This is a genomic window from Asticcacaulis sp. AC460, assembly GCF_000495795.1.
In the GTDB taxonomy this organism is placed as follows: Bacteria; Pseudomonadota; Alphaproteobacteria; order Caulobacterales; family Caulobacteraceae; genus Asticcacaulis.
The window spans coordinates 107,187-130,419 of sequence record NZ_AWGD01000002.1; the positions used below are offsets into that span (position 1 = coordinate 107,187).

Sequence of the window (23,233 nt, forward strand, 5' to 3'; positions counted from 1 at the left end):
GTTTCAAAACCTGAACACGAAAGCCGCCAGGTTCATCGCCTGGCGGCTTTTATTTTGCGTTCGCGCGAAGCGCCTTAACGCTTCATAACTATCAGAAAAATCTCGGGAAACGCCGTCCATCTGGCTTATCTGGCTTATCTGTGGACAACCCTTTCGCCGAGGTCCCGCTGCGATTCCGGTTGGGATTGTCACCCGGCATCCGAGTACCTGAAACCTCCTATTTTTCAATCCACAGATAAGCCGGATGAACAGCGCAACAAGCCGATAACTTTGCTAACCCGTGATCAATTTGAGGGCGCTTCGCGCGGGAGCTTTTCGGCCCTTGCCTTACTCCGCCTTCCATGCACCAACCTGTACAGCGCCGGCAGCACCAACAGCGTCAGCAAGGTCGACGACACAATCCCGCCGATCACCACCGTCGCCAGGGGCCGCTGAACCTCCGAACCGGCACCGACATTGAACGCCATCGGCACAAAGCCCAGCGACGCCACCAAAGCCGTCATCAGCACCGGCCGTAACCGGGTGAGCGCCCCTTCGAAGATAGCCTCGTCCAGCCCCCTGCCCTCGGCACGTAATGACCTGATAAAACTCACCATCACCACGCCGTTCAACACCGCGACGCCGGACAGGGCGATAAACCCCACCCCGGCCGAGATCGATAGCGGAATACCGCGCAACGCCAAGGCCACCACACCACCAGTCAGGGCCAGGGGCACACCCGAAAACACGATCAGCGCGTCTTTCCACGATCCGAACAGCATGAACAGCAATCCGATGATCAGCAACAGGGCCAACGGCACGACGATCTGCAGCCGTTGCGCCGCCGAGGTCAGTTGCTCGAACGTGCCGCCATAACCGATCCAGTAGCCTTCCGGCAGTTTGACCCGCGCCGCCACCTTGTCCTGGACCTCGGAGACGAACGAGCCCAGGTCGCGGTCGCGGACATTGGCCGTGACCACCACCCGGCGCTTGCCGTCCTCGCGGCTGATCTGGTTGGGACCGTTGACGATCTCGATCCGTGCCACATCGGCCAGGGGGACAAACCCCAGCCCCCCGCCGTTGCGCACCGGAATGCGCAAACGGCCGACCTCATCCAGCCGGCCGCGCTGGGCTTCCGGCAATCGCACCACCACGTCGAAGCGCCGGTCGCCTTCGAACACCTGGCCGGCTTCGGTGCCGCCGAGCGCCGTCGCTACCGCATCCTGAACATCGGCAACGTTCAGCCCCAGCCGCGCCATGGCCGGCCGGTCGGGGATGATCTGCAGCATCGGCAGGCCGGTGACCTGCTCGACCTTGACGTCCTCTGCCCCCGGAATGGCTGCCATGACCTTTTCGACATCGCGGCCGCTGCGCAACAGCCGGTCGAGATCGTCGCCATAGATCTTGACCGCCACGTCTGAACGCACCCCCGAGATCAGTTCGTTGAACCGCATCTCGATCGGCTGGGTGAACTCGTAATTATTGCCCGGCACCTGTTCGACGGCGGCCTGCATCCGCGCCACCAGATCGGCTTTCGACTCATGGGGATCAGGCCACGCTTTACGGTCCTTCAAGATGACGAAGGTGTCGGCGACCGAAGGTGGCATCGGATCGGTCGCCACCTCCGCCGTGCCGATCTTGGCGAAGACGCGCTCGACCTCGGGAAAGGCGCGCAGCTTCGCCTCGACCGCCGACTGCATGGCCACCGACTGGGTCAGGCTGGTGCCGGGAATGCGCATCGCATGCAGGGCAATATCGCCTTCGTCGAGCTGCGGGATAAACTCCGCCCCCAACCGCGTCGCCAGCAGGCCCGACAGCACGGCCAGGACGACCGCGCCCGCAACGACTGCCACCCGCGCCTTCATGGCGGCGCGCAAAACCGGCTCATAGAACCGGCGGGCGCCGCGCATGACGAAGCTGTCCTTGTCCTCGACCTTGCCGGTGACGAACAGCGCCACCGCCGCCGGCACGAAGGTCAGGCTGAGCAGCAGCGCCGCCGTCAGCGCCATGACCACGGTGGCGGCCATGGGGTGGAACATCTTGCCCTCGACCCCGGTCAGGGCGAAGATCGGCACATAGACCAGAGTGATGATCAGCACGCCGAACAGGGACGGCTTGATCACCTCGGCGCTGGACTGGGCGGCCAGGTCGAAGCGTTCCTCGCGCGTCAGCAGCCGACCAAGCTGATGTTGCGCTTCGCCGAACCGCCGCAGGCAGTTTTCGATGATGATCACCGCCCCGTCGACGATCAGGCCGAAGTCGAGCGCCCCGAGCGACATCAGGTTTCCCGACACCTTGTTTTCGACCATGCCGGTGATGGTCAGCAGCATGGCGATGGGGATGACCGCCGCGGTGATCACCGCCGCTCGGACATTGCCCAGCAGCACGAACAGGATGACGATGACCAGCAGCGCCCCTTCGGCCAGGTTCTTTTCGACCGTGTGCAGCGTGCGTTCGACCAGGTTGGTGCGGTCGTAGATCGGCTCGGCCACCACGCCCGGCGGCAAGGCCCTGGCCGCGGTTTCCAGCCGCACCGACACGGCCTTGGAGACGGTGCGGCTGTTCTCGCCGACCAGCATGAAGACCGTGCCCATGACGACTTCCTGGCCGTCCTGGGTTGCCGCCCCCGTCCGTAACTCCTGGCCGAGGACGACGTCGGCGACGTCGGCGACGCGCACCGGCACGCCCGACCGGCTCTCGATCAGGACCGAGCTGAGGTCGGCCATGGATTCAGCCTGGCCCGGCACGCGGACCAGATACTGCTCGCCTTCGCGCTCGACATAGCCGGCGCCACGGTTGCCGTTGTTGCGCTCCAAGGCAGCCACCACGTCGTTCATGGTCAGGCTGTAGGCGGCCAGCCGTTCCGGCAACGGCGTGACATGGTACTGGCGCTCATAACCGCCGATGGTGTTGACCTCGGTGACGCCCGGCGTGTTGCGCAGTTGCGGTCGGATGACCCAATCCTGCAGGGTGCGCAGATCCTCCGGCGTGTAGGCGGTGCCGTCGGCCTTGACCGCACCGGGCTTGGCGCGGACCGTGTACATGAAGATTTCGCCCAGGCCCGTCGAAATCGGCCCCAGTTGCGGCTCCAGCCCCGCCGGCAGTTGCGCCCGCGCCGCCTGTACCCGCTCATTGACCAGTTGCCGGGCGAAATAGATGTCGGTGCCGTCCTTGAAGACGACCGTGACCTGGCTGAGGCCATAGCGCGACAGTGACCGCGTATGGTCCAGCCCCGGCAGGCCGGCCAGAGCGGTCTCGATCGGAAAGGTTACGCGCTGCTCGGACTCCAGCGGCGAAGACCCCGGTGCCTCGGTATTGACCTGGACCTGGACATTGGTGATGTCGGGAACCGCGTCGATCGGCAGGCGGTGAAAGTTGTAGACCCCCACGGCCGACAGGGCGAACACGGCGAGAAGCACGATCCAGCGGTGCCGGATCGACAGGCGGATGATTTGTTCCAACATGTGCGCCGCCCTTTAATGATCGTGGCCGGCGCCGGACTTTTCGATGTCCGCGCGAATGACGAAGGAACCCTTGGTGACATAGGTTTCGCCGGCTTGCAGCCCGTCGATGACCTCGATCCATTCCGGCGTCCGCCGGCCCAGGGTCAGTTTGCGCGCCGTATAGACATCGCCGCTGCGGACAAAGACGACCTCGCCGCCTTCAAGGCGTTGCACAGCCTCGGTACGCACCGCCAGGGGGACGCCCTGTTCGCCGGTGAGCACGCTGCCCTCGATGCCGAGGCCGGGCCGGAAGGCGCCGCCGGCATTGCCCGGCAGGTGGATGTGGGCCATCACCGTCTGGGTTGCCGGATCGGTGCTGGGCAGGATGGTCTCGACCTTGGCGGTCAGTTGCACCGACTTGTCCAGGCTGCGCACCTCGACCGTCTGGCCGACGCGGACCTTTTCGGCATCGCGCGGGAACAGGAAGAACTCGGCGTGCAGCGCCGTCGGATCGGCGATGACATAGAGCGGATTTTCATAGGCCACGCCGCCGACATTGGCGTTCTTTTCGACGATGATGCCCGAGATCGGCGCCGGGATGGCGTAGGTCTGCAGGCTTTCGCTCGATTCGACCCGAGCCAGGACCTGGCCCTTTCGCACCGCCTGGCCCAGCTCGGCGGTCATGGCCATGATCCGGCCGGAATACCAGGCGCGGACCTCGCTCTTGCCTTCGGGCGTGGTCTCTATCCGGCCCGACAGGTCCAGCCGGTCGGTCAGGGTGGCGGCGCCCGCCTCTTCGACCTGGATGCCGGCGGCCTGGGCGGCGGCGACAGTGATGGTCGTTGAGTCTTCGGCGTGTTCGCTGGCTTCCTCATGACCATGTTCGTCTTCATGCTTTTCGGGCGCGGGCTTGGCGCAGGCGGCCAGCAGGGCCAGGCTGCCCAGGATGAAATGGCGGCGGATCATTGGCCCACCTCCGGCAGCAAAGCCACCCACTGGCCACTGAGGCGTTCTCGTCGGGCGCGTTCGAGCTGGAAAGCCTTCAGCACCTCCAGCCGGCGGGTCCTGGCGGCCATCAGCACCTCCTGGGCGCCCATGACGTCGCGATAGCTGAAACCGCCGCGGGCAAACCCTTCACGCACCTGGGCGACCGCGCGTTCGGCCTGGGGGATGACCTGGCTGTCGATGCGGCGGACCTCGGCGGCATGGTTGACCAGGCGGATCGTGCTGGCGGCGATCTCACGGTCGCGGATGCGGCCGGCGGCTTCGAGATCGATCGCAGCCCCCTGCGCCTCGGCCTGGGCCCGTTCGATGGCGCCTTGGTTGGTGTTGTAGCGGCCCAGCGGAATCGAGCCGCCGACCACGAAGGCAAAGGCATTGTCCGCCTGATAGTGACGGATGCCGGCCTGCAGGGTCGGGTCCTGGACGCTGCGCGACGTCTCCACCGCGATCTCGGCCGAAGCCGTGCGCTGCTGGGCGCGCAACAGGAAAAGGTCGGGGGTTTCCATCACGACCGGTTCGGCCCCGGCCGCACTGAGATCCTCCAGCCAGGCCGGGGCGAGCTCAAAATCGGCACCCCCGCCCCAATAGGCGGCCAGTTGCAGCTTCAGTTGCTGCGCCTTCGCCTTGGCCTGGTCGCGGGCGATTTCGGCATTGGCGACATCGGCATCGGCCAGGGAACCGGCAAACAGCGGATCGCGCGCCGCGGCGACGCGGCGGCCGATTTCGGCCTGGGCGGCACGGGCCAGGGTCAGGCGTTCTTCGGCCAGGGTAACTTCGGTCTCGGCGACAGTGGCCTCGATCCACAGGGTGTGGACCTCACCCATCAGGTTCCAGGCCCGCACCTGTCCCTGGGCGGTCACCAGATCGCGCTGGGCCGAGGCCGAGGCGATACGGGCGTCGCGCTTGCCGCCGCGTTCCAGGGTCTGCTGGTAGGTGACGGTGGTTTCCATGCGGTCGATACCGCTATAGGCGCCCGAGCCCAGGGCGTCCTCGACATCGACGCCGATGGCGGGATTCAGCCGGGCTCCGGCCTGGCGGACACCGGCATCGGCGGCGCGCCGGCGCTGGTAGGTGGCGTCCGCGGCGGGATCGGCCTGGGCTGCGCGGGTCAGGGCCATGGACAGCGGCAGGGTCTCGGCCAGGGCCGGAACAGCCATGAGCAAGCTTAGCCCGGCGGCCTGCCAGGCGATGGTTTTGGCGCACCTGTGGCGCACTTTGAAGGAGATCATAAGTCCTCGCGAAATGTCTGAACGCGCCGGAGGGCGGCGCACCCCGTCGATGACGGGTCAGACTCGCGGAGGCTGGTCGGGTGTGGGCGCGTTCAGGCCGGCGGGCACGGCGGTCGTGCCGGGCTTCAGGGTCAGCAGGGCAAAGGCGGCAACACCCTGCGTCTGAAGGTTTTGCGGCAAGGGCGCCGTCGGCATTTCCCCGGCCTGATGGTGGTGATGATGAGGGGCCGAACCGTCGCGGTCGCTCTCGCAGTGATCCTGGCCATCGCCACAGGTCAGGAGCCCATGGTCGTGGCCCAGTTGCACCTCGCCCTGGACCAGATGCTGCAGATTCACGGCTGTGTTTTGCGCCTGCACCAGGCCGACATTCAGCGCTGCCGCCATGCACAGCAGGGCGCAGAAAACCGTCAGGCGCGAACAAAATCTGGACAGGGCCGTTTCCATGGAGGTCACAGTGTCCGGGAATTCGGCATCGCCGTCAACCTTCGGGTTGTGCTACCGATCGCCACATGAGATTCGAAATCATCACCGAACCGTCCCGCATCGACTTCGACCGGGTCTACGCCTTTATCAACGGCCAGTCCTACTGGGCCCAGGGCATTCCGCGCGAGCTGTTCGACCGGGCCATGGCCAATTCGCTGTGTTTCGGCGGATGGCTGGGCGGCGAGCAGATCGCTTTTGCGCGGGTGATTTCGGACTATGCCACCTTTGCCAACCTGGTCGATGTCTATGTCGAACGCGAATTCCGCGGCATGGGCTATGCCTCGGCGCTGTTGGAAGGCGTGTTCGCCCATCCGGACCTGCAAGGGTTGCGGCGGTTCATGCTGGCGACCAGTGACGCCCATCATCTGTACGCGAAGTTCGGCTTCCACGCCCCTGCCCGGCCGGACACGCTGATGGAGCGCTATCACCCGGATATTTACAAGGCCGGGAGCTGAAATGCCTACTTCCTTCTCCTCCCTATCGAAGATGGGGAGGTGGCGAGCAAGCGAGGCCCCCTATGGGCCGAAGCGCGTCGAGACGGAGGGGTCCTCTTACTTACTCAGCCGCCGCTGTCGCACGCGACGGCGTCTGATCGGCAAAGGCCTTTTCGACGACGAACTGGCCGCGCTTGGCGTTGGAGCCTTCCTCGAAGCCCAGGCCTTCCAGCAACGCCGCCAGGTCCTTCAACATGGCCGTACTGCCGCAGACCATGACGCGATCCTGCGCCGGGTCCAGCTTAGCCAGGCCCAGGCTGTCGTAGAAGGCATCGGACACCAGGTGATCGGGAATCCGGCCCTGGCGTTCGAACGGCTCGCGGGTGACGGTCGGCACGTAGACCAGTTGGCCCTGCGCCAACTCGCCGATATATTCGTCGTTCTGGATCTGCGAGGTAAAGAAGTCGCGATAGGCCAGTTCTGCGATATTGCGCACGCCGTGGATCAGCACGACCTTCTCGAAACGCTCATAGGCGTCCGGCTCCTGGACGATGCCCATGAAGGCGGCCAACCCGGTGCCGGTGGCCAGCAGGTACAGGTTACGGCCGGAATCCAGGTTATCCAGCAACAGGGTCCCCGTCGGCTTGTGACCGACCAGGATTTCGTCACCCGGCTTGATGTGTTGCAGGCGCGAGGTCAGCGGGCCGTTCTCGACCACGATCGACAGGAATTCCAGGTGCTCGGCATAGGCCGGCGAGGCGATCGAATAGGCGCGAAGCAGCGGCCGGTTGTCGACCTCCAGGCCGATCATCACGAACATGCCGCTGTCAAAACGGAATCCCGTGTCCCGCGTGGTGCGGAAACTGAACAGATTGTCCGTCCAGCGATGAACGTTCAGCACGGTCTCGCGGTTGAACTTGGCCATAAAAAACTCCAGGGGCAGGCAGACGAAAGCCCGTCATATTGCAGTGCAAATAGGTTTCAGCCCCTTTTTCGTCAAGCTAATTCCCCTGTATGGCCGGGTTAGTCCTGCTCACTTCAGGTCGAGATCGGCCAATGCACGGCGCATACGAACACACCGCTACTTTATCTCATAGTTCAGCACCGCCATGCCCCAGCCCGGCAAGGGCGCATCGGCTTCCACCTTGGGCAGATCGGAAATTTCCGCATTGAGTTGGTTGGCCAGGTTGGCCGCGAAATAATCCGCCCCCGTCTCCGTATCCCAGCCCGGCTCGTAGGTCACCTCGACCCCCTTGGACTTGACCGGCGACGAGGCGATGAAGTCTTCCAGGTTGGCGCCCGGCGGCGCCACAATGGCCAGAAGCTGCGACGCGCCATAGGGCGGCTGGGCCTGGATCTGGAAGGGCTGGGTTTCGTCCGGGAAGGTCACCGGACTGTTGGCGACGATGAAACCGCGACCGGCATCCGAAGCAAAGGCGTTCGGAAAGACCTGAACCACCTGGAAGCCGGAATTGCGATCGATCAGGATCAGCCGTCCCGCGACAGGCGAGGTCACCTTCAACCGGATACGCTGGCCGGCCTTCAGCGAGGTCAGACCGCAGGCGCCGCCTTCGGCCGCTTCGCAGATCTCGACCTTGATGCGGCCTTTCGCGGGCGCCAGTTGTTCCTGAAGGGCGGAAAACCCCGCCGCCTCCTTCGGCGCTTCATTGGCGCCGGTCATGGGCCGCGCCGCTGCCGCGGCGGGCGCCACCGAACGGATCCAGGCGCCATAGGCCGAAACGCGGGTATAGACGCCGGGCTCTCCGGCAATCCCGCAGGGCGACGGCCCCCAGCTGACCACACCGATCTGGTACGGCCGGCGCGCCCCGTCATAGGCCATTAGCGGCCCGCCGGAATCGCCACCGCAGGCGTCGCCGATCGCTTGGCTGGCGGCGGCCTTGATCCAGCCGACGCAGATCTGGCGCGGCCCGATGACCCCGCCCGTGCCCTTGCGGCCTTCGGAGCAGATGCCGGCATCGACGATCGGCATAAAGGCTTCCAGCAACCGGCCGGCCCGGGCGGCGAACTGCAGACCATCGCGGGCGCGAAACATTTCGGTGGTTTCCGTCTCGGTCGTCCCCAGCCCCGCCACGGCGGTCAGGCCGCTGTCGGGGTCGGTGTCGGCGTTCAGCGACAAAGCCGACACCGGTCCGGTCCAATCGCGGTCGATCTGGATAATGGCGATGTCGTTGTCATACGATGGGCGGCCCGTCGTCTGCTGCAGTTCTTCCTCGCAGTCGGCATCGGGATGGGCGGTGACCTTGACGGCGCGATAGGGTTTGGCTTCCGGCGTTTTGGTCAGGTCGACCAGGCCGGGAAACAGCATCAGGTTGGCCGCCGGTTTCAAAGCCACGGCGCAGTGTTTCGCCAAGGCCGGCGCATAGGTTTCGACGCAGTGCGCCGCCGTCAGGGCATGGCGTTTGGAGATCATGGTGGCGCCGCAGATGATGGCCACCGAGCCATCCGGCCGCTTGATGCCCATGGCGGCATAGCCCGGCCAGCGCAGCGGATCGGCGATCTGGCCGCCGACCACCTTGGCGGCGGGCGGCGGAGTCGAGACGCGGGCGGCGGCGGCGGGGAAAGGCGTAGCCAGGACGGCCAGGATCAACAGCCAGATCTTCATTTCGGCATTCCGTCGAGCATGGCCTGGGCGTCGACATCGCCGGTCGCTGCGGCGGCTTCCAGCCAGCCGCGCGCCTTCACGGCATCCATGGGTACGCCTTCGCCGACGCTGTAGGCGATGCCGAGATTGACCATGGCTTCGGGATTGCCGGCTGCCGCGGAACGTTCCCACCACCGCATCTGCTGGGCCGGACTGGCGGTCACCCCCAGGCCGAGATAATAGAGCACGCCCATACGGTACATCGCGGCGGCGCTGCCCTTGGTCGCCGCCTGTTCGTACAGTTTCCGTGCCTGCTTGTAATCGCCCGCCGCCTCGTAGCCCTGGCCGAGATTAAAGGTCAGGTGGCGATCGCCGGGCGTCAGTTTCAAAGCCTGGCTGCACGCGGCAATCGCCTCCTGGGCGGCGCCGGGGGTATGGGTCATGTCGAAAATCTGGGCAAAGCCGGACCCGGCGGGCCGGTCGGCGTCGTATTCGGTCGCTGCCCTGGCGTCGCATTGTTGTGCCTCGGTCAACTGACGGACAGGACTATTGGCCGCCTGGACCACAGTTGGGGCGGCTTCACAGCTGACCAGACAGATTTCGTCATAAATACGGTTGTTCGACCACGGACGCTGCTTGCGTGCCGTCTGTTTCGACACATCCATCTGCACGCGCTCGAAAACCTGGGCGATGGTTCGACCGGGCGTCAGGATTTCCCGCGACAGCACAGGAGCATAGACCCCCACCGAGGCGATATCGCCGAGATCGGTCGAATAGGCGACCAGGGTGTTGGGTTCGGATGCCACGGCCACCAGCCCCTTGGTGCCGGCCTTGCCCAGGCTGGGCGTATTGCGGCAGGCATCGATGACGATGACGATCGCCACGGCATCGGTGCGCGACATCTGGTTGACGAGTTCGCTCAGGCGCACACCCGACGCAGGCAAGTCGGCAACGACTTTCACATCGGCGTCGATGCTGAGCAGATAGTTGTCACCCTTCTCGTCCGTCGGATCGGCCATGCCGTGACCGGTATAGTAGATGAAACCGATGGCGCCGGGTGAAGCGGCCAGCTTGCGGCGAAAATCCTTCAGACTGGCCTGCAGGACCGGCAGGCTGGCGTCGCGGACCGCTGTCACATCGAAGCCGACCTGCTTCAGGGCATTGCCGACCTGCCTGGCTTCGGCGTCGGTGTCGGGCAAGGGCGTCAGGGTCTGGTAAGCGACCTGGTTGATGACCAGGGCCAGGCGCGCCGGCTCGGCCACGGCCACGCCGGCCGACAGTCCGAACACGACCGCGATCAGCCATAGACAACGCACGATTACCGGCTTCATGACCTTACCCGCAGTTCGCTGATGCCCACCCGGCCCTTGTCGTCCATCACGGTGATGCGGATACGGTGATTGCCTTTCGGCATGGCCAGGGGCTTGGCGTTCAGCCCCCCGGCCGTGACCTTGCCCTGGGCCAGGACCCGGTCGGTGACATCACGCCAACCGACCGCCGTACGGTATTCCACCCGCAGGGTTTCGGGCCTTATGCGGGCGCCCGAGGCCGGCTTGAAGCTGACATTGGCGAGGGTCAGGCGGCCGGTTTTGGCGTCGTAAGGGATGCCGGGCAAGACGACCTTGGGCCCCCAGCTATCGCCGGAAACATAGAAGGGCAGGTTCCATTCCGGTTCACCGGAACCAAAGGCCTTCATTTCCTCCTCGGTGATCAGCCAGGCGGTCGTCGGCGTGTCGCGGACCTCGACCTGGACGATCTGGGCGCGGATGCCGGGATCGGCGCGCACAGCGGCGCCCAGATCGCTGCGCAATCGGTCCATAAAACCGGCCTCGGAGGTATTTTTCGGCATGGTCTGAGGCGTCATGACACCGCGGCCGGCCAGGATCAGCACGGCCTCCGTGCCATAGGGGCGGCTGGCGGTCAGCTTGATCTTGGAGTTGGCTCCGCCGATCGACAGGCGGCGACGGCCGTCACCGTCGGGCTTGATCTCGCCGCGCCAGATCTCCTTGGCCGACTGATCGGCCTGGAGGTAGAAGATCTGGACATAGGGCGCCTGATCCTGGACTTCGGCCTCGATGGCAAAACGGTCGCCGTTGCGCAGGACGGCCGTGGTGGTGACGGGCGCGTCCTCCTCGGTGATCTGGACGCCGCGCGCCACGGGCGGGGCGTCGGGCGCCAGGTTGACGACCTGGGCGGCGACACCGCCGCGATTGACCGCGTCCTTCAGGATGCCGCGGATCTCGCAGGCCGGCCACGGCGTCTCTTCCATGACCACCGACACCTTGTCGCCGAAGGGCGCGGTGCGGGCGCGCAGGTACTGGACTTCGTCGACGCAGCCATAGCCGGTCAGGCGCCAGCCGCTAGTGACGCGGGTCACCTTCATCTCGCCGGTTTTGAATTCCCGCGCCATCATCGTCAGTTCCGGCGTCAGGTCCTTCTGGACCGGCGCAGACAGCGGCGGTGGCGTCACAACCGGTTGTGCCGGCTTGGGCTGGGTCGTCACCGGCGGTTTCGCGGGCTGAGCCGGAACAGCTTGGACGGGCGCGGTTTGTACCGGCACGGTAACGGTTGCCGCCATGGCCTTGGCCGGAGCATAGACGCCGTCGCGCGGAATCATCGGCGGCAGGGCGCCCTTGAAGACAAAAGCTTCCTGGATCAGTGCCGTCAGCGCCGTATAACTGACCCAGGCATAGCCACGATCGCCCCAACCCTGGCCCCACGAATTCATCAGGCGAAAGGCGCCGCGTTCGCCATTGGCAGCCACCTTGGCATCGTCATAGCCGACAATGACCATGGCGTGCCCTCCCCGCGCGGCGTCACCGGTCGAGTTGGGGCCCAACGTCATAACCCCCGATCCGTTGAAGGCCTTCCATTCCGACGTGTTGAAGCGAACCCCGATCACCACCGGCTTCCCGCGCTCCAGCATCTCCTTATAGGCGTCGGCATTGTGGATATTGGCGGCGGGAATAGCTTCATAGCCCGGCACCTTCCAGGCGCTCGCAACGGACAGGTGCTCTGGCCCCGGCGCCGGCATGCAAGTCGTGGGCGAATAGGGAAACTGCGCCAGACTGACGGCGCCCTTGTTGACGACCACGCCCAGGGCGTCGACCAGGGTAGCCCCGCCACAGAACACCCCCTTGGGATCGGGTTTCGAGGTCGAAGCGTTGAACACGAAGGCGGGCGACGAAATTTGGCTTGGCGTGGCCGGCTTGTAGCCCAGTTCGGTCGCCAGGTAGTAGGAACGCGTGGCATAGGACACGGCCCAGCCGGTGCACGATCCCTGGAAACTCTGGTCACCCGGCGCAGGAAAATAAGGGCTTAAGTCCACCTTGGACAGCAGGACGGCGCTACGGGCGCGTACGGAAGCCGGCTGCTTGGCATAGTCCTCCGCGGTCAGCGGAATATAGCCCGTGCCGGGATCTTCGGCCGTCTGGGCGAACGTCGGTGCGGCGGCGATTGCCAGAACCAGTACACTGATACCCCTGATCACGTCCCGCGCCCCTTATGTTTTTTCTGATCCATGGGTGCCACAAACCCCGCTTCGTTTCAAGCAATCGGGAATGGATTACGGTCCTTGTAATTGTCGCGGCGGCGAGGTTCCGAACTGACTTTTTACGGCATTTCGAAACATAGTACCTACGAATTCCAGGAGATCCCCATGGCCGACACCACCGAAACCCTCAAAGCCGATGCCGACGAAGCCGTCGACATCTATGTCTGGAAGCCCGGCCAGGCTCGGACGCCCAAGCCCGCCGCGGTTCAGGCGCCTGACCTCCGCGTCACCACAACAACCCCGTGGTCACGGACGTGGCGCATCTTTGCCGCCGGTTTGATCATCGGCGTCGCGGCGGTCAAGGCGACCGAGTTGCTGCTGCATCCCGGCCGCAAGCCCGTCACGGATTGATCCGCACCGTTCCGGGGATGACCGGGCTCGGCGCGGTTTCGGGCGGAGGATTGATTGTCGACTTCGACGGAATGGTGAAGGTGATGCGCTCGCCGAAGCGATCATCCGTCATTGATGTGCCACCTGCCGTAACCGTCATCGTCATCTGACGATTGATGCAGCCGGCAACCTCATTTACGGTCAGGCTGATCTTGAACACTGCAAGGTTGGCGCCGGGCGTTACCGAGCCGGAGCTTTGCGTAAAGCATGACACGCCCGCCGGCTGGCCTGTGACCTGGTAGTCGAAGGTCTGGCCTGCCTTTGTCGGCTGGATCGGTGTAATGCCGAAGGCATAGGTCGAGTTCATCCGGCCGAGATTGGGATTGAACACGGGTGCCGCCGCCGCCTGCACACCGAAGCCCGGGGCCGACTGAATAACCAGCCGGACTTTTGACGTTTCCGAAGCCGGTGAAACATCCAGATCGTAGGTATACACCCCGACCAGGTCGTGCCACGTCGCCTGCGACAGGGTCAGGGAACCTTCCCGGAAATCGGCATTGAGGCTGTTGCGGGCAGCGTCAGAAAAGCCGAGCCGGGGCGCACCGGCGCTGGGTGTCTGGCTGAGGGTGTGGGTGACTGAGAGGTTGCTGAACTTGAGATCGACGTCGCTCGGTGCATTGCGGCGATACGAAAGGATCAGCGGCTTCGTCAGGCATGTGAATATCGCGCCGTCGCGGATGACCGGCAGGGTCACCGTCAGGGTCGGCGGATCGGAAGCCGTCAATTCGGACTTCACACCATGTTCGTCACCGCAATTGACCAGGGTGCCGCGGAAATCCGCGCCGGTTTCACGCGCCTGGAAACTGTGTTCGAAGTCGCAGCTGGCACCCATGGCGCGAAACTGGGCGCACGCCTGGTCGCGCGTCGTCGTCAGGAAAAAGCCGACGATGGCGCAGCTATTGTCCAGGTCCGGCGAGTTGATACGTTGCTGGCACCGATTGACCGCCGCCTGAAGCACGCGCGCGTCATTGGCCTGCTTTTCGGCCAGGGTCATGGACGCGCCATTGCCGAAGTCATTCTCGTCCCATTCGACTTCGGTGGCCAGCACCGGTATCGCGCGAATGGGGAAGGTTTCGCTGCCGATCTTGAGCGTCCCGTTCCGGGCCGACGACACGCTGCCCATGGTCACGTCGAAAACGATGGAGCCGATATTGCCGCAGCCACGCGCGCCATTGACCGCGCCGTTGCGGGACTCGATCTTGGTGGCCGAGGCGCCGGGAATGTCGGGAATGCTCACCGAGGGCGACAGGTCGATGCCGTGGCCGTACATTTCCAGCCGCTCAGTGCCTTTGCCGAGCAGGCGTATCGTGCCTTGGCCGGCTTTCCAGATGATGTGTGTCTGTTTCTCATGCGGCGCGGAACAGTTTGTGTCGCCGTCACGCGCCTGGTGCAGGTCTTCGGCAGCGGCAAAGGCGGAGGTAGATATGGCCAGCAGGCCAAGGGTAAACAACGCGAACAAGGACCGTTTCATTGTGATCTCCATGGAGCCCCGCAGTGGCAAGTCTTGAACGTCGGCGGCTTAAGCCGCTCTCAGGGTAGAAGCAGGTCGCCGAGGATCTCGGCTTCGTCGTGCGGCAGGTTCGGCCAGTCGAGCGAGGCGTCCGACGCCTTGCCGCGCTTGAACAGGCGGCTGCGCGACAGTTGGTTGGTGATGGTGGCCATGTCGCTGCCTGGGGCCACGACCGTGTCCCACAGGCTTATCAGACGCTCGACCGTTTCCGGCCGCGCCCACGGATGGGCGGAGATGGCCTGGGCCGGGGCGGGCGTGACCAGGATCAGCACCGCGTCGCGGCGGTTGGTGGTCTGACGGCGGTTGAACAGCGAGCCCACCACCGGCGCATGGCCGAGGCCGGGCGTTCGCGATGACGACGAGTCGCGCACAGCTTCGGAGAGGCCCGACAGGATAAGGGTCTTGCCGAAGCCGACCTCGACCGTCGCCGATACCGTCTGGCGGAAGGTAATCAGCGATTCCGCGAAGGTTCCGACCTGATCGCCCGACAGATACGACCGCGATACCTCGATACGCAGCTTGGTGGTGTCGCCGTTGATCTCGACCGGGGTAACGGTGACCTTGGTCCCGACATCGACGCTTTCCAGCGTGGCGGTATTGACCCCGCCCACGGCGACCCTGGCGGTGCGGCCGACGAAGAAGTCCGAGGTTTCGCCGACATAGGCGGTCAGCATCGGCCGCGCCACCACGCTGTAGAACTGGCCGAAGCGGTTGAACAGGTTCAGGCTGTAGGTCAGTTGCGGCAGGGTAATGGCGTCGGTGATGGTGCGGGTGTGCGGCGAGATGTCGACGCCCTGGGATTCGGTGACGGAAGATTGCGACTGCCAGCCATATTGCAGCTTCAGCCCGTCCAGCAGGTTCATGCCGACCGCGTCCTGCTGGGTCGTCTGCGACAGGACGATGGCGACGTCGACCGAGACCTGGGTTACCGGTTGCGCCTCATAGGTCACGGACGACGGTATAGGATCGGTCTGGCTGGTGCGGATCAGTTCCTCGACCCGCGGCGCGGTGGCGCCGGAAAGATCCGGATTGATCAGGGCTAAGGTGCGGACATGGGCGCGGGCGGTATCGCCCTGGCCCAGGGCGGCATAGGACAGGGCGGCCATGCGTACGGCGGCGGTGGAATAGTCTGGATCCTGCGGCAGCTGCGCGGCACGGTCAGCGGCGACGGCGGCCAGGGCCGGATCGCCGGCGCGGTAGGCCGAAATCGACAGCGACAACAAGGCGCGGCCGTCCTGAGGCCGGGCCAGCACGGCACGGGCAAAATAGGCTTCGGCCTCGCCGTAGCGGCCGCGCTCAAAGGCGGCTTTGCCGGCCAGGACAGACGCCCAGTAGGCGTCCTGGCCGCCGCGAAGGGCCAGGTCGTAGCCAGCCGCCGCCATATCGAGCTTTTCGGGATCGCCATTGGCGGCGCGGGCATAGGCCATGGCCAGCAGGGTCTGACGATCCGGATCGGCGGGGTTGCGGGCGGCGGCATCGCCAAAACCGGCAATGGCGGTTGTGGTGTCCCCGGCGGTCAGGGCCTGGGCGGCATGGCGCATCACGGCATCGTCGCCATGCAGCGACGCTTGAGGTGACGACGTCGTCGCACACCCGGATAGGGACAACAGACAAACGCCGGTCAACAAAACAGCTAGGCCGCGCACCATGAACCCCTCCATGAATTAGGTGGCATTTGGTAATCCCGCCGCGGTTGTGTCACCATCCCGCGATTAAGGGGTGTACAGAACGGCGTTCCTGGCCGATATCTTGCGTCGGAGAGGGTGTTATATGGAGCCTGTTCGCAGCCGTATCGGAGTGGTGGAAGACGATCCGGTCATCCGCCAACACTTGGCGCGCATATTTGACGGCGCACCCGACCTGATCCTGGTCGGCGAGGCGCGGTCGGTCGCCGAAGGCCGCGAGCTGATCCGACAACCGCTCGATCTGCTGGTGCTGGATCTCGGCCTGGAGGACGGCAGCGGCCTGACCCTGATCGCCGAGGCCTTGAAAACCGCCACGCCGCCGCGCATCCTGGTCCTGACCGTGTTCGGCGACGAAACCTCGGTGATGAGCGCCCTGGCATCCGGCGCCGACGGTTACCTGCTCAAGGACAGCGCCGAGGACGACCTGCTCGACAATGTCCGCCAGACCCTGGCCGGCGGATCGCCCATCTCGGCCTCGGTGGCAGCCTACCTGCTGCGCCATCTGCGCACAGCGCCGCCCCCAAAATTACCTGAAAATTCTCCGGAACCTACGGACGAGGCCCATCTGACATCGCGCGAACTGGAGCTGCTCAAGCTGCTGGCCAAGGGGCTGAGCAACAAAGAGGTCGCCCTGGCACTGGAGATTTCGCACTACACCGTCGGCGACCATATCAAGGCCATCTACCGCAAGCTGGCCGTGCGCTCACGCGGTGAAGCCGTCTTCGAAGCCGTTCACCGCGGCCTGATCCGGCAATGACGGTGGCGGCCGTCTGGCAGCACCGCTTCGTCCGTCTGGCCCTGGGCATCCTGGGGGCGCAGATCCTGTTCTGGGGGACGCTGTTCCTGATCGGCGAGACCGAAAAGGAGCACCTCAATATGAAATCATGGGAGGTGGGCGAGATCTATGTCCACCCCCTGCCCGGCCTCGATCCGGACTTCGGTGCGCGCGATGAGGCCCACCGTCAGACCTTTCCGGTCGAACCCGGCGACTGCTACCGTGGCTATCACAGCCCGGCCTACCAGATCAGCTTCGACGTCAAGGGCGACGAATATGTCAACTGGGCGCTCTACCTGCCGTGGGTCTCCGACAACTTCGAGACCTATGTCAACGGCCGCCTGATCGCCACACCTCGCGGTCAGTTCTCGCTGACCCCCAGCCGCGAAGAACGCCGCCCCTTCCTGATCGGCATTCCGCGCGACCTGATGGAGCCGGGCACCAACCGTGTCGACCTGGTGGTCACCCGCAGTGGCTGCGTGCCCTACGTCCAGACCGTCTATTTCGGGCCGCTGGAGCCGTTCAAGGCCTATGAAAGCCATATGGTCCTGCTGGGCCACTATGTACCGATCATCACGGCGGTGGCCGGCGGACTGGTCGCCCTGGTGGCTTTGTGCCTGCTGCCGATTTCCGGCTACAGCCCGCTGTTCGCCAGCCTGGCCGCCTTCATGGCAGCGCTGGCCCTGCGCGCCTTTGCCTATGTCTGGGCGGGCAACGGGATCGAGTTTACCACCTTCTTTATGGTGGTGTATCTGATCCATTATCTGTGCCTGGCGACGGCGGCCTATTTCATCCAGGCCTGGACCGGCCAACCACGTCACCATACGCGATGGTTCGCCGCGATTTTTGCGGTGTTCGCCGCGGTCTTCGCCGCCGTATGGTGGCCGGGCGGCGAGGTCTATGCCCTGGTGACCCAGGTGCTGAACCCGGTGTCGCTGCTGCTGGTGTCGGGCTACACCATCTGGAGCCTGTGGCGGATGGCGCCGTCGCGACCGGGTGAGGCCGGCCGGGCTATTGTGCTGATGTCGCTGTTCCTGTCGTCGGAACTGTACGACGCCCTGATCCCGATTTTCGGGGTGCGGCGGTTCATCGACGCCGCCTACTACCTGCCGATCGTGCTGATTGCCGCCGTCGCCGGGCATCTGGCGGTACGCGGCTATCGCCTGTACCGCGACCTGGCGGTCCAGGTGGCCGAAAAGGAGGTCGAGATCCGCGCCTCCTATGCCCGGCTGCAGGAGCAAGAGAACCTCAACGCCATCCATACCGAACGCCAGCGCCTCATCCGCGACATGCACGACGGCATCGGCGGTCAGCTGGTCAGCCTGATGCTGCAATTGAAGGGCAAGGCTGTGCCGCAGGAGCGCGTGCATCAGCAGGTCCAGGCGGCGGTTGACGATTTGCGCCTGATCATCGATTCCATGGACAGCGTCGGGGATTCGCTCGACATCGCCCTGGCGATTTTCCGCGACCGGATGCAGCCACGGCTGAAAGCCGCCGGCATACGGTTTGTGTTCGAGAACCGGCTGGACGGCGAGGTCCAGGGCTTCCGGCCGCAGGAGATTCTGCACATCTACCGCATCCTGCAGGAAGGCATGACCAACATCCTGAAATATGCCGGTGCCAAGACTGTTCGGCTGGAAATAGAGGCCGGTGACGACGCCGAGACGATCCGGTTGCGGCTGAGCGACGATGGCGTCGGGTTCGATGTCGAGGCGCGGCCGGAAACCGAGGGCGGACGGGGTTTGAATCATATGCACAAACGCGCCCGAACCCTCGGCGGAGAACTGACCGTGACCGCGGCGCCAGGCCTGGGAACGGTTTTGACTCTGACCGTCAAACGGCCTTAAGGTTCACCGCAAGTGTAGGGGGACATCATGATAAACCGTATCACTATCTTTGTGGCCACTCTTCTTTGCCTGGCCTCCACGCCGGTTCTTGCACAAAGCGGGATCTTTGACAGCAAGCCGCTATCGGCACTAACACCCATGTCCGAATCTGAGGTCAGGTCGCTTCTTTCGGACGTCATGGTTGGCCCGAGATGTTGTGACGCCGAAAGTGCCTATTACCGTGACGGTCGGTTCCGTCATTATGGCTATGGCTTGGAACTCGGCACCTGGACATTGCAGGGTAATTCGGCTTGCGCTCTGTATGGCACGCCTAAGCGCGAATGGTGCCGATCCTTCTACAAGGATGTCGACGGGAAGCCGTTTTTCACACATATGAGGGGGGACGACCCAATACCGGTCGATCCGCGACCAGCTCCGGTCGAGACCGATAGCCTAAGACGAATGTCGGAAACAGAGATACGAGCGCTATTGACAGGTGCGACGCTTCTCCTGGACGGATGGGACCTTGAGGCGATCTACCATCGCGACGGGCGTTACTTGCTCTACATCAACAAGCAAATCAGCCACGGGCACTATGTCTTCAAAGGAGACCAGGTGTGCGTGAAACTCGATTCGTCGGATGAGGGGCATTGCATTTCTTTTTATGCGGACGGATCTGGCCGGACTATTTACGCGCCGAACGATAGCGGGAGAGGCGCGCCTGTGACCGTGGACACAGCAACCGAAGAGGCACTGGACAAACGTGCTGTCGAGCTGGCCGCAAGAAAGGACTGACCACGAAAAGCACAATCTTCTGGGAATCAGGGTATCCTGAAGCTGTGCTTTTCGTGGTCAAAAAACCTTACCGGCCCTTCGGCAACCCGCCGATGGCCGAGGCGTCGCCCAGCACGCCGGCCGGAACTTCCAGCTGTTCTTTCAACTCCTGCTTCAGCGCGTCCATCTCCTTGGCCAGCTTGGTGGCCTCATGGCTGCTTAGGTACTTCTTGGCCTTTTCGAAGATCTCGCCCTCTTCCTCTTCAACGTGGTGGGCGACCGAGTGCTTGAACTCGCCGAAGGTCTCGATCCACAGTTCTTCCTCGATCGGCGTGGTCGACAGCTTGTGCAGATAGTCGCGGATCTCGTCGTGTTCGTGGTTGGCGTGTTCGATCTTTTCTTCAACGGCGTGGCTGCGCGTCGCCTTTTCGATGGCGTCGTAGAAGGTCTTTTCCTCGGAGTCGGCGTGCAGGGTCAGTTCCTGTTTGATCGTTTCGAACAGGGCCTGGCGGTCGCCAAGGTCCTTGGTGTCGATCACCTGCTGCATCAGGTCGGCAACCTTCTGGTGGTCCTTCTTGAGGTAGTTGTAGATATCCATGATCTGGTCCTCCTGGAATTGGTCCCGCCGGCGGGCGGATCATGACGGAAGGACGGGTAAGGCCGATATGGCATGCGACCCGGCCGGCGATAAACTAGGAATAAGGCCTGACGATCCGCAAAGGCTCCCTTACCGGTTTTTGACAAAATCCGGCCTGTCCCTGCCCGTCTTTTTACCGCCCGGCTGATAGGGTCTTGCCTTTCAGGCCGTCATGGAGTCTCCCATGCCCAGTCTTGAGTCCACACCGCACACCGGCGCTCCATCGCTCGATCTGTCCGATATGTTGCCCGGCCTTGAAGGGTCGGAACGCGACCTGTTGGCGCGGCTGGGGATCGCCGTCCTCGCCGTCTGGAGCGAACTGCCACCCAGCACCCAGAGGCGCCTGTTCGAAGCCGCCAGCGCCGCTAGCAAGGGCCATAACGGCGCCATGCGGCAACAGATCGCGCGCTTCCTGCACCACAACGGCCATCCGGCGGAAGACGTCGCCCACCTGGCCCCCGGCGCCGCCTGAGGAAGCCCCTATGGACAACGGCACCGTTCCTCCCGACATGCAATCGCCCCCGGACGTCAAGCCGTCCGCGCCGGGGCCCAATCCGGCCATGTCGGAAGCCGCCGCCTTCGCCGACGCCACCTCGAAACTGCGCGAAGGCATAGCCAAGGCGCCGTTGCTCAGCGTCGGCCTGGCAGTGCTGGCGGGATTGAGCGCGGCCCTGCTGATCAAGCCACCGAAGCCGCGGCGGCGGTTAGAGCTTTAAGAGACTGTTTTGGAAATTCGTCGGGCTGAGCCGAAAAGGGCTGGTTTCGAGAACCGGAGCGGAGCGTACTCAAGTACGTGAGCACCGGAAGCGCAGAAAACGGCCCTTTGCAGGCCTGCCTGACGGATTTACAAACAGTCTCTAGCTGGCGGCTACCAAGGGCGTCTGCGCCTGGGCCAGGGCCTTGCGCAGGGTATTGAAATCGATCGGCTTGGTCAGGTGAAGGTCAAACCCGGCCTCCAGCGCCCGGCGTTGGTCGGCTTCGCGGCCATAACCCGTCAGCGCCACCACATAGATCGACGCCAGTTCGTCGTCTTCACGGATCTTGCGGATGATCTGGTAGCCATCCATCACCGGCAGACCGATATCGCACAGGATCACCGACGGTTTGAAACCGCGCGCCTTATCCAGGCCCGTCATGGCGTCGTGCGCTACCTCGACCTCATGGCCTTCGTGGCGCAACAGCATGCGCGCACTTTCGGCGGCGTCAACATTGTCCTCGATCAGCAGGATGCGCAGGGATTCAACCGACACTTCGGACCCGCCATCGTCGCTTAAGTCCGCGCCCGACTGGCCGGCCAGAGGCAGGGTGATGCGGAATTCCGCGCCGCGGTTCAGGCCGTCGCTGCGCGCCTCGACCATGCCGCTGTGCAACTGCACCAGCCCCTTGACCAGGGCCAGGCCCAGGCCCAGACCACCGCGCGACCGGTCCAGCCCCTGGTCGGCCTGGCGGAAGACATCGAAGACATGGCGCAGCATGTGCGGCTCGATGCCGATGCCGGTATCGGCGACGCTGATCCGCGCCACGCCCTGGGGCAGGGCGTCGACCGTGATGGTGATCAATCCGCCCGTCTGGCTGAACTTGTTGGCATTGTGCAGCAGGTTGCCGACCACCTGGAGCAACCGCGTCGGATCGCCTTCGACCCAGACGGGTTCATCGGGCGTCACCAGTTTCAGGCTGACATGGTTGCCGTCCAGCAGGGTCCGGTAATCTTCCGCCGTTTGCTGGACGATCTTGTTGAGGTCGCAGTTTTCGGTGCGCAGCAGGATCTTGCCATGGGCCAGGCGCGTCGCGTCCAGCAGGTCGTCGATCAGCCGGCCCATATGCTTGACCTGGCGGTCCATGGTGTCGCGCACCGTGGTGATGCGGGCGTCACCCGGCGGCAACATCTTCTGCAGTTGCAGGCAGTTATAGATCGGCCCCAACGGGTTGCGCAGTTCGTGCGCCAGCATACCGAGGAACTCGTCCTTACGCCGGTCGGCCTCGCGGATCTGCTCCATCAGCATGACGTTTTCCAGCATGACGCCGGCGCGGTAGGCCAGGTCGCCGGCCAGGGGGCTGATCGTCGGCCGGTTCTGGCGCGTGCCCAGGACAAGCACACCACGAGCAAACCCCTGGACCATCAGCGGCAGGACCTGGGCATAGGCCATGGCGCCGCCGACAATGTCCGAGAAAAGCTGCGGACGGCCTTCCGCCAGGGCGCGCACCACCGCCGGCTCCAGCCGGTCCAGCACCGCCGGGCTGGCCGACATCCGGCCTTCGCTGTCGGCCCATTCGATGCGGTCGGGTTCGCCTTCAGTCTTGAACCAGGCCAGGGCCGCATCGGCCAGGTGCGGCACCGGCAATTGCACCAGGGTGCGCATGAATTCGCCGCGGTTCTGCGACCGCGCCAGAGCGTCGCTGACCTGGGCCAGGAAGGCGAAGCTCTGGGCGGCTTCCTCGGCGGCCTCGCGGCGGGCGCGTTCCTCCGCCTGCAACGCTGCCTGACGCCGCATCTGGGACAGTTCGATGAACACCTTGACCTTGGCCTTCAGGACCTCGGGCACCACCGGCGTCGGCATGAAGTCGACGGCACCCGAGGCATAGCCCTGGCTGATGGCGGTTTCGTCGTTGAAGGCAGTCAGGAAGATGATCGGGGTCGAGGCCGACTTCCGGCGTTTGCGGATCAGCTCGGCGGTCTCGAAGCCGTTCATGGTCGGCATGTTGACGTCGAGCAGGATGACGGCGAAGTCGTGCTTGAGCACCAGTTTCAGCGCTTCCTCACCCGACGGCGCCGTCATCAGGGTCTGGCCCAGTTCCTCCAGGATCGAGGTGTAGACCATCAGGTTGGCGGGACGATCGTCCACCAGCAGGATGGTCTCCGACTTGACCGGCGCCGGCTCGGCCGGCTCTGTTCCCCTGAACATGGCTGTCA

The 23,233-nt window shown here is 64.4% G+C and carries 19 protein-coding genes; 7 read left to right on the plus strand and 12 right to left on the minus strand.

Features of this window, described 5'->3' with window-relative positions; all coding sequences use genetic code 11:
- Positions 1–284: 284 nt before the first annotated feature.
- From ABAC460_RS26505 to ABAC460_RS26520, 4 genes are read right to left on the minus strand one after another with little or no spacing between them, the layout of a single operon-like run.
- A complete protein-coding gene (locus tag ABAC460_RS26505) occupies positions 285–3,443 on the minus strand; it encodes an efflux RND transporter permease subunit (RefSeq protein ID WP_023451590.1) in 3,159 nt (1,052 codons plus the stop codon).
- Between the two features lie 12 nt (positions 3,444–3,455).
- Positions 3,456–4,388 (minus strand): efflux RND transporter periplasmic adaptor subunit, encoded by a 933-nt coding sequence (locus ABAC460_RS26510; protein WP_023451591.1) that lies wholly within the window; start codon positions 4,386–4,388, stop codon positions 3,456–3,458.
- Complete coding sequence (locus tag ABAC460_RS26515; protein ID WP_023451592.1) at positions 4,385–5,653, minus strand: TolC family protein; 1,269 nt, start codon at positions 5,651–5,653, stop codon at positions 4,385–4,387. Before ABAC460_RS26515 ends, ABAC460_RS26510 begins: the two co-directional genes overlap by 4 nt.
- Before the next feature lie 57 nt (positions 5,654–5,710).
- Positions 5,711–6,097, minus strand: a complete 387-nt coding sequence (locus ABAC460_RS26520) for a hypothetical protein (protein WP_023451593.1) — start codon at positions 6,095–6,097, stop codon at positions 5,711–5,713.
- A 65-nt stretch (positions 6,098–6,162) separates the two neighbouring features.
- On the opposite strand from ABAC460_RS26520, the gene ABAC460_RS26525 reads away from it, so the two are divergent.
- Positions 6,163–6,591, plus strand: coding sequence for a GNAT family N-acetyltransferase (locus ABAC460_RS26525; protein WP_023451594.1), 429 nt, complete (start codon positions 6,163–6,165; stop codon positions 6,589–6,591).
- Positions 6,592–6,691: 100 nt separating this feature from the next.
- Here the strand turns inward: ABAC460_RS26525 and ABAC460_RS26530 are convergent, their stop codons facing one another.
- The 4 genes from ABAC460_RS26530 to ABAC460_RS26545 all read right to left on the minus strand — a co-directional run bounded on the left by ABAC460_RS26530 (position 6,692) and on the right by ABAC460_RS26545 (position 12,662).
- On the minus strand, positions 6,692–7,495 hold the full coding sequence (locus tag ABAC460_RS26530; protein WP_023451595.1) for a ferredoxin--NADP reductase: 804 nt from the start codon (positions 7,493–7,495) through the stop codon (positions 6,692–6,694).
- 156 nt (positions 7,496–7,651) lie between these two features.
- Positions 7,652–9,193 carry a trypsin-like serine protease gene (locus ABAC460_RS26535; protein ID WP_023451596.1) on the minus strand — a complete coding sequence of 514 codons (1,542 nt, stop codon included), beginning with the start codon at positions 9,191–9,193 and terminating at the stop codon, positions 7,652–7,654.
- Positions 9,190–10,503: a caspase family protein gene (locus ABAC460_RS26540; protein WP_023451597.1), complete on the minus strand. Its 1,314-nt coding sequence runs from the start codon at positions 10,501–10,503 to the stop codon at positions 9,190–9,192. Before ABAC460_RS26540 ends, ABAC460_RS26535 begins: the two co-directional genes overlap by 4 nt.
- Positions 10,500–12,662 (minus strand): C1 family peptidase, encoded by a 2,163-nt coding sequence (locus tag ABAC460_RS26545; RefSeq protein WP_023451598.1) that lies wholly within the window; start codon positions 12,660–12,662, stop codon positions 10,500–10,502. The genes ABAC460_RS26540 and ABAC460_RS26545 overlap by 4 nt, the downstream gene beginning before the upstream one ends.
- A 168-nt stretch (positions 12,663–12,830) precedes the next feature.
- Between ABAC460_RS26545 and ABAC460_RS26550 the strand changes: the two genes are divergently transcribed.
- Entirely contained in the window at positions 12,831–13,076 is a 246-nt protein-coding gene (locus ABAC460_RS26550; RefSeq protein ID WP_023451599.1) for a hypothetical protein, read from the plus strand.
- On the opposite strand, the gene ABAC460_RS26555 is transcribed toward ABAC460_RS26550, so the two are convergent.
- Together ABAC460_RS26555 and ABAC460_RS26560 are read right to left on the minus strand one after the other, a co-directional pair.
- Complete coding sequence (locus tag ABAC460_RS26555; RefSeq protein ID WP_023451600.1) at positions 13,066–14,586, minus strand: hypothetical protein; 1,521 nt, start codon at positions 14,584–14,586, stop codon at positions 13,066–13,068. The genes ABAC460_RS26550 and ABAC460_RS26555 overlap by 11 nt on opposite strands.
- A 59-nt stretch (positions 14,587–14,645) precedes the next feature.
- Positions 14,646–16,274, minus strand: coding sequence for a secretion protein (locus ABAC460_RS26560; RefSeq protein WP_031236259.1), 1,629 nt, complete (start codon positions 16,272–16,274; stop codon positions 14,646–14,648).
- 121 nt (positions 16,275–16,395) lie between these two features.
- Between ABAC460_RS26560 and ABAC460_RS26565 the strand changes: the two genes are divergently transcribed.
- The 3 genes from ABAC460_RS26565 to ABAC460_RS26575 are packed head-to-tail and all read left to right on the plus strand — an operon-like array spanning position 16,396 to position 19,706.
- Positions 16,396–17,067 (plus strand): response regulator, encoded by a 672-nt coding sequence (locus ABAC460_RS26565; protein WP_031236260.1) that lies wholly within the window; start codon positions 16,396–16,398, stop codon positions 17,065–17,067.
- Positions 17,064–18,932: a sensor histidine kinase gene (locus ABAC460_RS26570; RefSeq protein ID WP_023451603.1), complete on the plus strand. Its 1,869-nt coding sequence runs from the start codon at positions 17,064–17,066 to the stop codon at positions 18,930–18,932. The genes ABAC460_RS26565 and ABAC460_RS26570 overlap by 4 nt, the downstream gene beginning before the upstream one ends.
- A 27-nt stretch (positions 18,933–18,959) precedes the next feature.
- A complete protein-coding gene (locus ABAC460_RS26575) occupies positions 18,960–19,706 on the plus strand; it encodes a hypothetical protein (protein ID WP_023451604.1) in 747 nt (248 codons plus the stop codon).
- A gap of 67 nt (positions 19,707–19,773) precedes the next feature.
- On the opposite strand, the gene ABAC460_RS26580 is transcribed toward ABAC460_RS26575, so the two are convergent.
- A complete protein-coding gene (locus tag ABAC460_RS26580; RefSeq protein ID WP_023451605.1) occupies positions 19,774–20,283 on the minus strand; it encodes a hemerythrin domain-containing protein in 510 nt (169 codons plus the stop codon).
- A 223-nt stretch (positions 20,284–20,506) separates the two neighbouring features.
- Between ABAC460_RS26580 and ABAC460_RS26585 the strand changes: the two genes are divergently transcribed.
- Both ABAC460_RS26585 and ABAC460_RS26590 read left to right on the plus strand, forming a co-directional pair.
- On the plus strand, positions 20,507–20,794 hold the full coding sequence (locus tag ABAC460_RS26585; protein WP_023451606.1) for a hypothetical protein: 288 nt from the start codon (positions 20,507–20,509) through the stop codon (positions 20,792–20,794).
- Between the two features lie 10 nt (positions 20,795–20,804).
- Positions 20,805–21,038 (plus strand): hypothetical protein, encoded by a 234-nt coding sequence (locus ABAC460_RS26590; RefSeq protein WP_023451607.1) that lies wholly within the window; start codon positions 20,805–20,807, stop codon positions 21,036–21,038.
- Between the two features lie 141 nt (positions 21,039–21,179).
- Here ABAC460_RS26590 and ABAC460_RS51105 read toward each other — a convergent pair whose 3' ends face one another.
- Positions 21,180–23,225, minus strand: coding sequence for a response regulator (locus ABAC460_RS51105; protein ID WP_162150287.1), 2,046 nt, complete (start codon positions 23,223–23,225; stop codon positions 21,180–21,182).
- Positions 23,226–23,233: the final 8 nt, after the last annotated feature.

Excerpts from the sequence above, each read along its gene's own strand:
- ABAC460_RS26570 (WP_023451603.1), top strand. The coding sequence starts at position 17,064 with ATGACGGTGGCGGCCGTCTGGCAGCACCGCTTCGTCCGTCTGGCCCTG.
- ABAC460_RS26585 (WP_023451606.1), top strand. The coding sequence starts at position 20,507 with ATGCCCAGTCTTGAGTCCACACCGCACACCGGCGCTCCATCGCTCGAT.
- ABAC460_RS26590 (WP_023451607.1), top strand. The coding sequence starts at position 20,805 with ATGGACAACGGCACCGTTCCTCCCGACATGCAATCGCCCCCGGACGTC.
- ABAC460_RS26540 (WP_023451597.1), bottom strand. The coding sequence starts at position 10,503 with ATGAAGCCGGTAATCGTGCGTTGTCTATGGCTGATCGCGGTCGTGTTC.
- ABAC460_RS26560 (WP_031236259.1), bottom strand. The coding sequence starts at position 16,274 with ATGGTGCGCGGCCTAGCTGTTTTGTTGACCGGCGTTTGTCTGTTGTCC.
- ABAC460_RS26550 (WP_023451599.1), top strand. The coding sequence starts at position 12,831 with ATGGCCGACACCACCGAAACCCTCAAAGCCGATGCCGACGAAGCCGTC.
- ABAC460_RS51105 (WP_162150287.1), bottom strand. The coding sequence starts at position 23,225 with ATGTTCAGGGGAACAGAGCCGGCCGAGCCGGCGCCGGTCAAGTCGGAG.
- ABAC460_RS26520 (WP_023451593.1), bottom strand. The coding sequence starts at position 6,097 with ATGGAAACGGCCCTGTCCAGATTTTGTTCGCGCCTGACGGTTTTCTGC.
- ABAC460_RS26530 (WP_023451595.1), bottom strand. The coding sequence starts at position 7,495 with ATGGCCAAGTTCAACCGCGAGACCGTGCTGAACGTTCATCGCTGGACG.
- ABAC460_RS26565 (WP_031236260.1), top strand. The coding sequence starts at position 16,396 with ATGGAGCCTGTTCGCAGCCGTATCGGAGTGGTGGAAGACGATCCGGTC.
- ABAC460_RS26580 (WP_023451605.1), bottom strand. The coding sequence starts at position 20,283 with ATGGATATCTACAACTACCTCAAGAAGGACCACCAGAAGGTTGCCGAC.
- ABAC460_RS26510 (WP_023451591.1), bottom strand. The coding sequence starts at position 4,388 with ATGATCCGCCGCCATTTCATCCTGGGCAGCCTGGCCCTGCTGGCCGCC.
- ABAC460_RS26525 (WP_023451594.1), top strand. The coding sequence starts at position 6,163 with ATGAGATTCGAAATCATCACCGAACCGTCCCGCATCGACTTCGACCGG.
- ABAC460_RS26555 (WP_023451600.1), bottom strand. The coding sequence starts at position 14,586 with ATGAAACGGTCCTTGTTCGCGTTGTTTACCCTTGGCCTGCTGGCCATA.
- ABAC460_RS26535 (WP_023451596.1), bottom strand. The coding sequence starts at position 9,193 with ATGAAGATCTGGCTGTTGATCCTGGCCGTCCTGGCTACGCCTTTCCCC.
- ABAC460_RS26505 (WP_023451590.1), bottom strand. The coding sequence starts at position 3,443 with ATGTTGGAACAAATCATCCGCCTGTCGATCCGGCACCGCTGGATCGTG.
- ABAC460_RS26515 (WP_023451592.1), bottom strand. The coding sequence starts at position 5,653 with ATGATCTCCTTCAAAGTGCGCCACAGGTGCGCCAAAACCATCGCCTGG.
- ABAC460_RS26575 (WP_023451604.1), top strand. The coding sequence starts at position 18,960 with ATGATAAACCGTATCACTATCTTTGTGGCCACTCTTCTTTGCCTGGCC.